Source organism: Clostridium fessum (assembly GCF_027698965.1).
Lineage (GTDB): Bacteria > Bacillota > Clostridia > Lachnospirales > Lachnospiraceae > Otoolea > Otoolea fessa.
This window is the reverse complement of sequence record NZ_JAQEQF010000008.1, coordinates 26,901-39,168: the sequence shown is the minus strand read 5'-3', so window position 1 is coordinate 39,168 and position 12,268 is coordinate 26,901. Positions and strand designations below refer to the sequence as shown.

Below are 12,268 nucleotides of genomic sequence, written 5' to 3'. Positions count from 1 at the left end.
CGATTAAGACAGAAACAATCAAAAACGATGCGGCTATCAGATTTGGAACAGACAGACGTTCTCAAAGAACGGAGATTGCGTGAAAATCGTGATTCCATGGAAAAGACGATATTGAAAATTCAAAATCTAAACTTATATTTTACGCAGTACGCGCGTGGGCTTAGACGGCGCGAACTCCATCCGCTCCGCGACCTTTCCTGCAAACTTTTCAGTGGGGAGCTGACGGCGGTGGTCGGGGCGAGTGGTTCGGGAAAAAGCCTGCTGGCGCACGCGATTCTGGGGATCTTGCCGTACAACTGCCGGATGGAAGGAAAAATTTCCTATCAGGGAGAGGTTCTGGATGAGACGCGGCTTGCCGGGCTGCGGGGCAATGGGATTTCCCTGATTCCGCAGGGGGTTTCCTACCTCGATCCGTTGATGCGGGTCGGGGATCAGATCTGCGGCGGCAGAAAAGATGAAGCGACGCGGGCAAAATGCCGCCAGCTTTTGAAGCGGTACGGGCTGGATGAATCAGTGGAAAAATGTTATCCATTTGAGCTGTCGGGCGGCATGGCGCGGCGCGTCCTGATGGCAGCGGCACTGATGCAGGAGCCGAGGCTGATTGTGGCGGATGAACCGACACCGGGGCTGGAGGCGATGACCGCGCGCCATGTGATCCGTCATTTAAAAGAGATGGCACAGGACGGGGCAGCGGTGCTTTTGATTACTCATGATCTGGAACTGGCGATTGAGATGGCGGACCGGATTCTGGTGTTTTATGACGGGACGATTCTGGAGGAAGTAAAGCCGGAGAACTTCCGGGAGGGACGGAATCTGAAAGAGCCATACACGCAGGCGCTCTACCGGGCACTGCCGGAACATGAATTTTTTGGAGGAGAATGAGATGTCACTAAAGGTGGAAAACCTATCTTTTTCATATGAAAATGGCGGGCGCCACGTGCTGACGCGTATTTCCCTGAAAATTGAGCCGGGAGAGCGCGTGGGGCTGGTGGCGCCGAGCGGATATGGAAAAACGACGCTGTGTCGCCTGCTGGCGGGATATGAGAGACCGGAGGCGGGAACGGTAGAGATTGACGGCATACCGATTGAGAATATCCGGGGCTGTATGCCGGTGCAGTTAATCTGGCAGCACCCGGAGCAGGCGGTCAACCCGCGCTGGCGGATGCGCCAGGTTCTCAGTGAGGGCGGTCAGGTGGATGAGGAGAGCCGGGGACGGCTTGGCATCCGGGAAGAATGGCTGGATCGGTTCCCATCGGAGCTTTCCGGAGGCGAACTGCAGCGGTTTTGTATTGCCAGAGCGCTGGCGGCAAATCCGCGGTATCTGCTGGCGGATGAGATCACCGCGATGTTTGACGCAGTGACCCAGAGCCAGATCTGGCAGGCGCTTTTGCAGGAGGCAAAGGAGCGGGAGCTGGGAATGGTGATTGTGAGCCATTCGGAATCTCTTTTGAAGCGGATTTGCACGCGGCGGATTGATTTAAAGGCATTGCAGGAAAAGATGGCAGCAGTTTAGCCAGTTCACATATTGACAGAGAAAATCGGGATTGACCGAGCTCATAAGAGCGAGGGATGCTTCTTGTCCAAAGGACAAGAAGATGGGCGATAGTAAGAGATTAATAATTCGGGATTTGGTAAGGAGGAGGAAAAATGGATGTTCGGAAGCTGTTGGAAGAGGTAAAACGGGGGGATACAAGTATTGAGGAAGCGGAGAATGTGCTCAAGAATCTTCCTTACGAAGATTTAGGGTATGCGAAGCTGGATCTGCACCGGAAATTGCGTTCGGGGTTCCCGGAGACGGTGTTCTGCCAAGGGAAGCCGGATGCCTATCTGGCGGATATTTTCGAGATGCTGTACCGGGAAAATGGGGAAGTGCTCGGAACACGGGCGACGCCGGAACAGTGGAATTTAGTGCGGGCGCGCATTCCGGAGATAGAGTACGATCCGGTTTCAAGAATTTTGCAGGCAAGAAAACCATCGGAAACGCCGCAGAAGCTGGAAGGACTGGTAGCGGTCTGCACGGGCGGAACCGCAGATATTCCGGTGGCGGAGGAAGCTGCCAAAACGGCAGAATTTTTCGGCTGCCATGTGGAACGCTACTACGATGTAGGGGTAGCGGGGATCCACCGCCTTTTATCTAAACGCGAGGCGATCGCGCAGGCGAATTGTGTGATCGCGGCGGCGGGAATGGAAGGCGCACTTGGCACGGTGGTCGCCGGACTGGTGGAAAATCCGGTCATTGCAGTTCCGACTTCGGTCGGCTATGGTGCAAGTTTTCATGGACTGTCGGCGTTGATCACGATGATCAATTCCTGTGCGAATGGTATTTCGGTTGTAAATATCGATAACGGCTACGGCGCAGCCTATCTGGCGGCGCAGATCAACCGCCTGGCGGTGCGGGAGCCGAAGAAGACGGCAGAGTGATAGAAAGTTTGTGTTATTGTGGAAATAAACAGGACAATAGATGCATGAGAGCGGAAAAGCGGGAATGTATCAAAAGAGAGAAGACTGGAAGGAGAAGTAAAAAATGGATGAGAAAATCTTATATCTGGATTGTGCGTCTGGAATCAGCGGAGATATGACGGTCGGCGCATTGTTAGATCTTGGAGCAAGCCGGGAAAAACTGGTACAGGCACTGGAAAGTTTGGGCGTGTCCGGGTATCATCTGCATTTTGGGCGGACGAAGAAATGTGGAATCGATGCGTATGATTTCGATGTACATTTAGAGGAAGAAGAGCATCATCACGACCACGAACATCATCACGATCACGAACATGGTCATGAGCACGAACATAGCCATGATGAGCACGACCATGAGCATCATCACAATCATGAACACACTCACGACCATGAGCACAGCCGTGATCACGCTCACACCCACGATCATATGCATCCTCACGTCCACCGCAACATCCATGACATTTTCGAGATCATCGATCGTCTGGATGCATCTGACCGCGTTAAAAACCTGGCGCGCCGGATGTTTGAGATTGTGGCGGGGGCAGAGTCGAAAGCACACGGAATCCCGGTCAGCGAGGTTCATTTCCATGAAGTCGGTGCAATTGACTCGATTGTGGATGTTATCAGTGCGGCATTCTGCCTGGAGGATCTGGGAATCCACCGCGTGGTGATATCGCCGCTTTCCGAAGGTCATGGATTCGCACGCTGCCAGCACGGTTTAATGCCGGTTCCGGTTCCGGCGACGGCAAATATCGCAGCGGCACAGGGCTTGGAACTGACGCTTCGGGATGTCGAAGGAGAGATGGTAACGCCGACCGGCGCGGCGATCGCGGCGGCATTCCGGACAGAAGCGGCGCTTCCGAAGAAGTACCAGATCGAAAAGATCGGTATCGGCGCCGGAAATAAGGATTTCGCGCACGCGAATATCCTGCGGGCGATGCTTCTGACGGATAAAACGGTGGAAGTAGAAACTGGAAAAGACGGTCACGACGAGAGCTCCATGTGGGTCATGGAGGCAAACCTGGACGACTGCACCGGCGAGGCGCTGGGATATGCGATGGAGGTGCTTCTGGAAGCGGGCGCCAGAGATGTGTGGTACACACCGGCATATATGAAGAAAAACCGTCCGGCGTATGTGCTTCATGTACTGACAACGGCAGAAAAACGAGAAGAATTAGAACAGCTTGTATTCTCCTGTACGACCACGATTGGTGTGCGCCGTTATCCAGTAGAGAGGACGATACTGCCACGGGAAGTAAAGGAGATCCAGACCCGTTACGGGGCAGCAAAGGTAAAAATCTGCACGCGCGGCGGCGTGGATACGTGCTATCCGGAGTATGAGAGCGTGCGCGCGATCTGCCGGGAGACAGGGAAGCGCTTCATGGAAGTATTCCACGGAGTAATGGAAGACGGAAGTATTAGTTTACAGTAGGCACTTTTGAGATTGAAAAACGGCACAGTGCATTCTCGTTAGATAATTAAGAGGAGAATCAAGAACCATGGAAAATAAACCAATGATATCAGAGACAGAAAAAAGAGAAGCTTTAAAACAGTTCATGGCAGAAAAAGCGAAAGCACCGGTCTGTGTCGCCTTTTCGGGCGGTGTGGACAGCAGCCTGATTCTCAAGCTGGCGTGTGATACGGCGAAGAAGACGGGAATGCCGGTTTATGCCGTGACATTTCACACCATGCTGCACCCAGCCTGTGATCTGGAGATCGCGGAGCGGGTGGCAAAGGAGCTGGGCGCGATCCATAAAATTATCCAGATCAATGAGATGGAGCTGGAAGCCATCCGGACGAATCCGGTCAACCGCTGTTATATCTGCAAACACCACCTGTTCGCGACACTTCTGGATTTTGCAAAAGAAGAGGGGATTCCGTGCGTGATGGACGGAACCAATGAGAGCGACCTGCATGTGTACCGCCCAGGTATCCAGGCACTCCGTGAGCTGGGTGTCGTCAGTCCACTTGCACAGTGCGGACTGGAGAAAAAGGATGTCAAGGCATTTGCAGCTGACTTAGGAATTTCCGTTGCATCCCGTCCGTCCATGCCATGTATGGCGACCCGCCTTCCATATGGAACTTCCTTTGACATGGAAGTTTTGAAGCGGATTGAGAAAGGCGAAGATTATCTTCGAAGCGTGTTTGGCGGAAATGTGCGCCTGCGCCTGCATGGCGATATTGTCCGGATCGAGGTGGATGCGGATAAATTTGAAAAAGCGATTGCCGAGCGGGAGACGATCTGCAGGACATTAAAAGAAATGGGTTTTCTGTACATTACACTCGATCTGGAAGGTTTCCGGTCGGGAAGTATGGATATAGTGCAGAAACTCAACGCGCTGGCCGGGAAATGAATGTGAAGGAGATGGAAATCCCATGCAAGAAGAATGTATTGTCTGTAAAGCACCTCTTATTTATCTGGAACAGGATGAATGGATGGAGTGCGAATTATGTCATAAAAAAGAATTGAGCAAGACCAGATGCCAGAACGGGCATTATGTTTGTAATGATTGTCATACGAAGGGACTGGACACCATTCTTTCCCTGTGTATAGACGAAACATCCAGAAATCCGATCGAGATTGTCCGGAAGATGATGGATGCACCGTTTTGCCATATGCATGGACCGGAGCATCATGTCATGGTGGGAGCGGCGCTGCTTACTGCATATAAAAATGCGGGAGGTGCTATTAATCTGCGGGAATCTGTGATGGAAATGCTGAACCGTGGAAAAGCCGTTCCAGGAGGAACCTGCGGATTCTGGGGTGCCTGCGGAGCGGGAATCAGCGCAGGTATGTTTGTATCTATCTTGTCTGGGGCGACGCCACTGACGGAGGAATCCTGGGGACTTTCGAATCAGATGACATCAAAAGCACTGGAAGCGATTTCGCACACCGGCGGTCCGAGGTGTTGTAAAAGAGATTCTTATCTGGCGATTCTGGCGGCGGTTGATTTTGTAAAAACGCATTTTGGAATCGAAATGGAATGCACAGAAGTCCATTGTACGCATTATGCTCAGAACAATCAGTGTATTGGCAAGCGCTGTCCATTTTGGCGATTTGATGATAGTATTTGACTATAAATGGATAAACGGAGATAATAAAGTTGCGATATAATTAGATTGTGCGGGATGAGATTGCAGTTTACATAATGTGTGAACTGTGATGAGAGAGCAATTTCTCGTGTAATAGGAAATTCCCTGGAATTCCCTATTACACAAAAAGGCACATCCTTTTTTACGTGGAAAAATCGGAATTGACCGAGCTCTTTGAGCGAGGGATACTTCTTGTCCGAAGGGCAAGAAGGTGGGCGTAAAAAAGATTAGAACAATCGGGATTTATCAGAAAATGAGGAATAGTTGAAAATGGAGGCGCTATAATAACATGAAGATTGAAGGGAACCAGAAAGAACTGGATGCAATGGTAGAATTTCATAAGGGAAACCGTGTCGAGGGGTTGAGACTGCAAGAAGAATTTGCAGCGGAATTTCGTAAGGAGTATAAAGACAAAGATCACTGTCCTTGCCTGAAAGCCTGTCGTTATCACGGAAACTGTAAGGAATGTGTAGCAATCCACAGAGCGCATCAGGAACATGTTCCTAATTGTATGCGACCATTGATTAATAAAAAATTGAAATTGATGTCAGAATTAACAGAGCATACCTTGGCAAATGAAATAGAAGCTCCACATGAGATTTTAAGAAAATAGGCAAGTCAAATTCAAGTTTGAAAAATTGAGAAATCGTAAAATTGAAGAAAAAGAATGCACAGTTCTTAGCATATCGGGAACTGTGCATTTCTGTAAATAAATACTTTTAATTAGCCGATTACGGCATCCTCTGCTGTAAAATGTTCCAGAGAATTTTCTTTTACCTGAATGCAGATATAAGTAATTCCAGAAATATCGGATGCAAAAAACTGACGCTTTGCAGTAGATGCGATTTTTAGCCAGTCTCCAGTTGAAAGACTGATTTCTTCTCCATCAATTATGGCTTTGCCGTTACCTGAAAGAATTCCATAGATTTCTTCATTTTCTTTATGAGAATGAACAAATGGGACATTTGCTCCTGCAGGTAGTTCGTTTAAACTGATTTCTGCACCTGTTAAAGACAACTTTTCATGCAGCTCAATTCGGTTTTCCTTTCCAATAGTTGTTTTTGTGTAATTTGCCATAATAACCTCCATAGTTAATTTGTAGTTTCTGGTTGCTTGGTATTAGTATAGTGTGAGACACATACAAAAACAAGTACGCACCTTTTTGTAACTGTACACTCAAAAATGAATGTGTTACAATAGACTCGGAGGTGAGAATTATGCGAGCAAAAGAAGAATTACCGGAATGCCCAGTTGCAACAGCAGTATCTCTTATCGGAGGAAAATGGAAACTGCTGATTTTGCGTAACTTAAAAGAGCGTCCATGGAGATTCAATGAGCTACAACGAAGTATAGATGGTATTTCACAAAAGGTTTTGACAGATAGTTTAAGACAAATGATGAGTGATGGGCTGGCATATCGCCACGATTACCATGAGCAGCCACCGAGAGTTGAATACGGCTTAACGGAACTCGGAACAAAAATGCTTCCAATTGTTAATTCACTTGCTGACTTTGGTAACTACTATAAATCAATTATTGAACAGAATTAAGGACGTTAGTATTTGAAAAAGCTTGAACAATTCCAGTTTGAAGAATTGAAAAAAACGGAATTTACCTATTAAGACATATAAACTCTTGACAATAAAACTCCTATATAGTATGTTTTTAATAAACTACTATATAGGAGTTTTTGCATGAAAACAAATGGCGGATTTCTTGTCACCAAAATAAAACAGCTTGGTGACCGGATTTTTGAGAAGATTCTCAGCGAAAAAAATATCGATGCGTTTAATGGAGCCCAGGGACGTATTCTTTATGTGCTGTGGCAGGAGGATGGTATCTCAATCAGGTCACTCTCGATTAAATGCGGATTAGCGATAACATCTCTTACTACGATGCTGGAAAGAATGGAAAATCAAGGGCTGATAAGCCGTGTTCAGTCTGAAACGGACAAAAGGAAAACACTCCTGTTTCTGACTGAGAAAGCACATGCCTTAAAGGGCGAGTACGATTCTGTATCTGATGAGATGGGCAGTATTTACTACAAAGGTTTTTCAGAGGAAGAAATTACCCGGTTTGAGGAATGCCTCGACCGCATCAGAAAGAATCTTGAGGAGTGGCAGAAGTCATGAGTATTTGTATCAAAGATCAGATTCAGAACATGAATATCGTCATCGGCTGCACAGTGGGGTGTACATATTGCTATGCCCGCAACAACGTGAAACGCTGGCATATGATTGATGACTTCGCTGACCCTGAATTCTTTCCGAGTAAGCTCAAGATGATGGAAAAGAAACGTCCGCAGAACTTTCTTCTTACCGGGATGAGCGATCTCTCCGGATGGAAGCCGGAATGGAGAGACGAGGTATTTGCAAAGATCCGTGAAAATCCACAGCATCAGTTCCTGTTCCTTACCAAGCGACCTGATTTGCTGGATTTTGATACCGATCTGGAAAACGCATGGTTTGGCGTTACGGTGACGAGGAAAGCAGAACTGTGGCGTATCGACGCCCTTCGGAAAAACGTCAGAGCAAAACATTACCATGTTACCTTTGAACCGTTATTCGACGATCCCGGCACAGTTGACCTTTTCGGAATCAATTGGATCGTTGTCGGCACTATGACCGGGGCTCAGAGCAGGAAGATTCATACGGAGCCGGAATGGGCATGGTCTCTGGCGGACCAGGCACATAAGCTCGGCATTCCGGTGTTTATGAAGGAAGACCTTGTCCCTATCATAGGGGATGAAAATATGATTCAGGAAATGCCGGAAGAATTTAATAAAGTGTTAGAGGTACAGAAATCATGGAAGAAGTAATAAATGGAATCCTCATTCGTGAGGTGGAAACAAAGAACATCATGACTAAGTCTAGTCTGCCGGTAGGCGGTTACTCGGTCAATCCCTATGTGGGCTGTACACATGCCTGCAAGTATTGCTATGCTTCTTTTATGAAGCGCTTTACCGGGCACAAGGAGGAATGGGGCACTTTCCTTGATGTGAAGCATTGGCCGGAAATTAAAAATCCGAAGAAATATGCCGGGCAGCGTGTGGTCATCGGTTCTGTGACGGATGGCTACAATCCACAGGAGGAGCAATTCGGGAATACCAGAAAACTTCTGGAGCAGTTAATCGGCAGTGACGCAGATATTCTGATCTGCACAAAGTCGGATCTTGTGGTACGGGATATTGATCTGCTGAAGAAGCTTGGACGTGTAACCGTTTCATGGTCGATCAACACACTAGATGAAAATTTCAAGAACGATATGGACTCTGCTTCGAGCATTGAGCGCCGTATCTCTGCTATGAAGCAGGTATATGAAGCCGGTATCCGTACAGTCTGTTTCGTATCCCCGGTATTCCCCGGTATCACGGATTTTGAAGCAATCTTTGAGCGGGTAAAGGATCAGTGCGATCTGTTCTGGCTCGAAAATCTCAATCTTCGAGGCGGTTTCAAAAAGACAATTATGGATTATATCGCCGGAAAATATCCTGATCTTGTACCACTTTACGACGAGATCTATAACAAGCATAACCGCAGCTACTTTGAAGCACTTGAAGTAAAAGCTGAGAAAATGGCTAAGAAGTATGATTGTGCCTTTGTGGATAATGAAATGCCTTATGGAAGAGTCCCGCAGGGACATCCGGTGATCGTAGATTATTTCTATCATGAGGAAATCCGTGGGACAGAGAATACCGGAAAAAGAAATCACTAACTTCCAGCTTGGTTATAAGATCGGATTTATCAATGATGCTGAGATATGGTTACTCATGTTAAAAAAACGCAATACCTCTGTTATATATAATGAGGATGAAATAGACGAGTTGATTCTGCTGATACGCGATAGCTTTATTCTGGCTTTTACGGTTCTTAAAGATACACTTGTGAAGAAGCTGGAGGAAGCAGAAAGCGATTGGATGTAAAAAAGCAGTCGATAACCCTGGGAGGAGTCCGCGGTGAAGGATAAAACAGTATATACATGTACATATAAATCAAAGTTAGGCGATATTCTGCTGGCGGCAGACGCGATCGGACTCACGGGTCTGTGGTTTGAGGGGCAGAAGTATTTTGCAAATACACTTCCAGACGGAGCTATTTCACAGGAATCCCCGATTTTAACCGAGGCAAAGAGATGGCTGGATATTTATTTTTCTGGCAAAGAACCGGACTTTATTCCGCCGCTGCATCCGACTGGCTCCGCATTTCGACAGGCGGTGTGGCAGATTTTATTGCAAATTCCGTATGGACAGACGACTACCTATGGGGAGATTGCAAAAAAGCTGGCGAAGATGCAAAATGCGTCCCATATGTCCGCGCAGGCGGTAGGCGGTGCAGTGGGGCATAATGAGGTCTCCATCATCATTCCATGTCACCGCGTAGTAGGAACGAATGGAAGCCTGACCGGGTATGCGGGTGGAATTGATAAGAAAGTGGAACTGCTTACGCTGGAACATACCGATATGAGTCGTTTTTTTGCGCCGAAGAAAGGAACGGCGCTTTAGTCATTTAGGTGTAATTTTTAATGTGATATCAATTTTTATTGACGTTACTGTTTCTGTGGAAACAAGCATACCATCGGCTTGTTTCCACAGAAACAAATTTGATAATAACGATATAGGATATTTTCATCAGAATATTTTTCTTATTTCAAAGATTACGAAGTTTCACAGGCAGGCGGGGATGTTATTTACTGAAATCCAGATGGAATACAAATGCCAGGACCGCTCCTGGAAGACGATGATTGTGCGTGCCTATTAGTTAAAAAACCATGGAAATCACTATTCGTACATTGTAACATATCGGTTTGATATCGCGGAGCGAGTAAAGATTGACAATTTCAAAATCCTGTCGTATACTTCTTTCAGTCCCAAATGGGATTGAATGGGGAAGGTTATGGAATATAAAATACAAAAACTTTACGATCAGGTCAACCAGGCGATCATCCGCTGCCGTGGTATATACTCGATGTGGGCAAAGAATAACAATGTGAGCTATAACCGGATGCTGGTGCTTTACACCATCCGCGAATTCGGATTCTGTACGCAAAAGCAGATCTGTGATTCATATCTGCTTCCGCGGCAGACGGTGAACCATGTGATTTCAGAGATGAAAAAAGACGGGATTCTTGTAGCGGATCCGGAAAAGAGCACCGGGAAGGAAAAGGCGCTTGTTTTGACGCCGGAGGGCGAACGGTATTCGGAAAAATTATTATATTCGTTAAGCCGGATGGAAGAACGGGCGGCGAAACGTCTGGGAGAGGACAAGATCCGCAGAATGACGGAACTGTTTATGGAGTATGACCAGATTCTGGAAGAGGCACTGGAGGAGACGGACGATGAAGAGTAAGGCGGGAACGGATACAGAATTTTTCCGGACGGAGAAAATTCCGAAGATATTGCTGCAAATCGCACCTCCGGTTATGCTGGCGCAGCTGATTCAGGCGATGTATAACATTGTGGACAGTTTTTTTGTGGGAAAATATTCCGAATCGGCGCTGACGGCGCTTTCGGTCATTTATCCGTTGCAGCTCATCATCATTGCGCTGGCGGTGGGAACCGGTGTGGGCGTGAATACCTACATGGCGCGCCTGTATGCACAGAAAATGCCGGGACAGGCGGAAGAAACAGCGGGAACAGGCACGCTTCTGGCGCTTGGAACCTGGTTTATATTTGCCATTTTCTCGATCTTCTGTATGCGTCCGTATGTCCTGACAAGTGCGAATACCCCGGAAGCGATCGAGAGTGCTGTTATCTACGGACAGATTGTCTGTATCGGCAGCATCGGGGCATTTCTGGAAGGAAACTGGACGAAGGTCCATCAGTCGCGGGGCAATATGCACCGTCCGATGGTCGCCCAGACCGTGGGGGCGCTGACGAATATCGTGCTTGACCCGATCCTGATTTTCGGACTCGGTCCGGTGCCGGAGCTGGGAGTCGCGGGTGCTGCCTATGCGACTGTCTGCGGACAGGTGGCAGCTGCGGTCATCACATCGTTTGGCGGGGTTGGCAGATTGCCAGAGCGCACAAAAATGCCGCTCTATATCAAGCAGATCTACTGGTTTGGCTACGCGTCGATTATTATGCAGGCATTATTTACAGTTTATATCGTGATCTTAAATGCGATCCTTGCCGGATTTTCAGATTCGGCAGTGACGGTGCTGGGGCTTTATTATAAAATGCAGACGTTTTTCTTTATCCCGCTGATGGGCTTGCAGACGTGTATCGTTCCGGTGCTCAGCTTTAACTATGCAACCAAGAGCTATGCGAGATGCCGGGAAATTATGCGGGACAGCTATGGATTTTCCTGTGTGTTTATGCTGGTCGGTGTGATCTGCTTCGTTTTCTTTCCGGTGCAGCTGCTCCAGGTTTTTTCAAAGAGCAGTGAGGTCATCGCGATCGGAAAAAATGCATTCCCTATCATCGGGGCAAGTTTTATTCCGGCGGTATTTTCACTGATGACCCCGGTCTTCTTCCAGGCGATCGGAAATGGAAAGATCAGTCTCTTTTTGTCCGTGATGCGCCAGATCTGCTGCCTGATTCCGATTTTCTGGCTGCTGTCGCTGATTGACCTGCGCTTTACCTGGTTTGCATTTCCGATCTCGGAAGTGCTGGTCGGTGTCACGGGAATCGTGCTTTATTACAAGGAAATCAAAAGAGACTTTGATAAAGGAGCAGCATGAGAAAGCACGTAAAAACATAGAAAATAGTTTCGTAGAAAAT

The 12,268-nt window shown here is 47.6% G+C and carries 16 protein-coding genes; 15 read left to right on the top strand and 1 reads right to left on the bottom strand.

The window, feature by feature from the left end; genetic code table 11:
* Positions 1 to 42: 42 nt before the first annotated feature.
* From PG862_RS10855 to PG862_RS10825, 7 genes are all read left to right on the top strand, one after another.
* Positions 43 to 882: an ABC transporter ATP-binding protein gene (locus PG862_RS10855; protein ID WP_270707380.1), complete on the top strand. Its 840-nt coding sequence runs from the start codon at positions 43 to 45 to the stop codon at positions 880 to 882.
* Between the two features lies 1 nt (position 883).
* Entirely contained in the window at positions 884 to 1,513 is a 630-nt protein-coding gene (locus tag PG862_RS10850; protein ID WP_118638494.1) for an ABC transporter ATP-binding protein, read from the top strand.
* 134 nt (positions 1,514 to 1,647) lie between these two features.
* On the top strand, positions 1,648 to 2,421 hold the full coding sequence (larB, locus tag PG862_RS10845; protein WP_270707379.1) for a nickel pincer cofactor biosynthesis protein LarB: 774 nt from the start codon (positions 1,648 to 1,650) through the stop codon (positions 2,419 to 2,421).
* Between the two features lie 103 nt (positions 2,422 to 2,524).
* Entirely contained in the window at positions 2,525 to 3,889 is a 1,365-nt protein-coding gene (gene larC / locus PG862_RS10840; protein WP_270707378.1) for a nickel pincer cofactor biosynthesis protein LarC, read from the top strand.
* 67 nt (positions 3,890 to 3,956) lie between these two features.
* Complete coding sequence (larE, locus tag PG862_RS10835; protein WP_270707377.1) at positions 3,957 to 4,811, top strand: ATP-dependent sacrificial sulfur transferase LarE; 855 nt, start codon at positions 3,957 to 3,959, stop codon at positions 4,809 to 4,811.
* Positions 4,812 to 4,833: 22 nt separating this feature from the next.
* Positions 4,834 to 5,532 carry a DUF5714 domain-containing protein gene (locus PG862_RS10830; protein ID WP_107001868.1) on the top strand — a complete coding sequence of 233 codons (699 nt, stop codon included), beginning with the start codon at positions 4,834 to 4,836 and terminating at the stop codon, positions 5,530 to 5,532.
* A 307-nt stretch (positions 5,533 to 5,839) separates the two neighbouring features.
* Positions 5,840 to 6,163: a hypothetical protein gene (locus PG862_RS10825; RefSeq protein WP_004613237.1), complete on the top strand. Its 324-nt coding sequence runs from the start codon at positions 5,840 to 5,842 to the stop codon at positions 6,161 to 6,163.
* Positions 6,164 to 6,273: 110 nt separating this feature from the next.
* Here the strand turns inward: PG862_RS10825 and PG862_RS10820 are convergent, their stop codons facing one another.
* A complete protein-coding gene (locus PG862_RS10820; RefSeq protein WP_270707376.1) occupies positions 6,274 to 6,627 on the bottom strand; it encodes a cupin domain-containing protein in 354 nt (117 codons plus the stop codon).
* A 140-nt stretch (positions 6,628 to 6,767) separates the two neighbouring features.
* On the opposite strand from PG862_RS10820, the gene PG862_RS10815 reads away from it, so the two are divergent.
* From PG862_RS10815 to PG862_RS10780, 8 genes are all read left to right on the top strand, one after another.
* Complete coding sequence (locus PG862_RS10815; RefSeq protein ID WP_008373705.1) at positions 6,768 to 7,100, top strand: winged helix-turn-helix transcriptional regulator; 333 nt, start codon at positions 6,768 to 6,770, stop codon at positions 7,098 to 7,100.
* Between the two features lie 144 nt (positions 7,101 to 7,244).
* Positions 7,245 to 7,682 carry a radical SAM mobile pair system MarR family transcriptional regulator gene (locus tag PG862_RS10810; protein ID WP_117796695.1) on the top strand — a complete coding sequence of 146 codons (438 nt, stop codon included), beginning with the start codon at positions 7,245 to 7,247 and terminating at the stop codon, positions 7,680 to 7,682.
* Entirely contained in the window at positions 7,679 to 8,368 is a 690-nt protein-coding gene (locus PG862_RS10805) for a radical SAM mobile pair protein A (protein ID WP_117796694.1), read from the top strand. Before PG862_RS10810 ends, PG862_RS10805 begins: the two co-directional genes overlap by 4 nt.
* The gene (locus PG862_RS10800; protein WP_117796693.1) at positions 8,356 to 9,264 is read left to right on the top strand and encodes a radical SAM mobile pair protein B; all 909 of its coding nucleotides are present in this window, start codon (positions 8,356 to 8,358) and stop codon (positions 9,262 to 9,264) included. The genes PG862_RS10805 and PG862_RS10800 overlap by 13 nt, the downstream gene beginning before the upstream one ends.
* Complete coding sequence (locus tag PG862_RS10795) at positions 9,230 to 9,472, top strand: nucleotidyltransferase substrate binding protein (protein ID WP_242995798.1); 243 nt, start codon at positions 9,230 to 9,232, stop codon at positions 9,470 to 9,472. Before PG862_RS10800 ends, PG862_RS10795 begins: the two co-directional genes overlap by 35 nt.
* Positions 9,473 to 9,505: 33 nt before the next feature.
* Positions 9,506 to 10,051 carry a methylated-DNA--[protein]-cysteine S-methyltransferase gene (locus tag PG862_RS10790; RefSeq protein WP_117796692.1) on the top strand — a complete coding sequence of 182 codons (546 nt, stop codon included), beginning with the start codon at positions 9,506 to 9,508 and terminating at the stop codon, positions 10,049 to 10,051.
* A gap of 391 nt (positions 10,052 to 10,442) precedes the next feature.
* Complete coding sequence (locus PG862_RS10785) at positions 10,443 to 10,895, top strand: MarR family winged helix-turn-helix transcriptional regulator (RefSeq protein WP_118492846.1); 453 nt, start codon at positions 10,443 to 10,445, stop codon at positions 10,893 to 10,895.
* Positions 10,885 to 12,228: an MATE family efflux transporter gene (locus tag PG862_RS10780; protein ID WP_118469497.1), complete on the top strand. Its 1,344-nt coding sequence runs from the start codon at positions 10,885 to 10,887 to the stop codon at positions 12,226 to 12,228. Before PG862_RS10785 ends, PG862_RS10780 begins: the two co-directional genes overlap by 11 nt.
* Positions 12,229 to 12,268 lie beyond the last annotated feature (40 nt).

Bases quoted from the DNA above. Each gene is read 5' to 3' on its own strand.
- PG862_RS10850 (WP_118638494.1), top strand. From the start codon at position 884: ATGTCACTAAAGGTGGAAAACCTATCTTTTTCATATGAAAATGGCGGG.
- larB (WP_270707379.1), top strand. From the start codon at position 1,648: ATGGATGTTCGGAAGCTGTTGGAAGAGGTAAAACGGGGGGATACAAGT.
- larC (WP_270707378.1), top strand. From the start codon at position 2,525: ATGGATGAGAAAATCTTATATCTGGATTGTGCGTCTGGAATCAGCGGA.
- larE (WP_270707377.1), top strand. From the start codon at position 3,957: ATGGAAAATAAACCAATGATATCAGAGACAGAAAAAAGAGAAGCTTTA.
- PG862_RS10830 (WP_107001868.1), top strand. From the start codon at position 4,834: ATGCAAGAAGAATGTATTGTCTGTAAAGCACCTCTTATTTATCTGGAA.
- PG862_RS10825 (WP_004613237.1), top strand. From the start codon at position 5,840: ATGAAGATTGAAGGGAACCAGAAAGAACTGGATGCAATGGTAGAATTT.
- PG862_RS10820 (WP_270707376.1), bottom strand. From the start codon at position 6,627: ATGGCAAATTACACAAAAACAACTATTGGAAAGGAAAACCGAATTGAG.
- PG862_RS10815 (WP_008373705.1), top strand. From the start codon at position 6,768: ATGCGAGCAAAAGAAGAATTACCGGAATGCCCAGTTGCAACAGCAGTA.
- PG862_RS10810 (WP_117796695.1), top strand. From the start codon at position 7,245: ATGAAAACAAATGGCGGATTTCTTGTCACCAAAATAAAACAGCTTGGT.
- PG862_RS10805 (WP_117796694.1), top strand. From the start codon at position 7,679: ATGAGTATTTGTATCAAAGATCAGATTCAGAACATGAATATCGTCATC.
- PG862_RS10800 (WP_117796693.1), top strand. From the start codon at position 8,356: ATGGAAGAAGTAATAAATGGAATCCTCATTCGTGAGGTGGAAACAAAG.
- PG862_RS10785 (WP_118492846.1), top strand. From the start codon at position 10,443: ATGGAATATAAAATACAAAAACTTTACGATCAGGTCAACCAGGCGATC.
- PG862_RS10780 (WP_118469497.1), top strand. From the start codon at position 10,885: ATGAAGAGTAAGGCGGGAACGGATACAGAATTTTTCCGGACGGAGAAA.